Source organism: Photobacterium sp. DNB22_13_2 (assembly GCF_052873915.1).
This window is the reverse complement of sequence record NZ_JBNNXU010000191.1, coordinates 1-256: the sequence shown is the minus strand read 5'-3', so window position 1 is coordinate 256 and position 256 is coordinate 1. Positions and strand designations below refer to the sequence as shown.

Below are 256 nucleotides of genomic sequence, written 5' to 3'. Positions count from 1 at the left end.
CCGTGGGCGATTTCGCCTGGTACGACCAAATGCTGCAGACGGCCGCCCTGCTGGGCGCCGTTCCCACGCGCTTTGGCTTTGACGCCGCACACCTGACGCTGGCGCAATCGTTCGTGCTCGCACGCGGCAACGCCGACCACGCCGCCATGGAAATGACCAAGTGGTTCGACACCAACTACCACTACCTCGTGCCGGAACTCACGCCCGACCTGCAGTTCGGGCCCGGCGCCGAATGGCTCTTTGACGAGGTGCGCGA

Annotated in this window: 1 pseudogene; it reads left to right on the top strand. The window is 65.6% G+C overall.

Features of this window, described 5'->3' with window-relative positions:
* Positions 1-256 (top strand): annotated as a pseudogene (locus ACVA58_RS28310) (5-methyltetrahydropteroyltriglutamate--homocysteine S-methyltransferase); the annotation flags it as partial.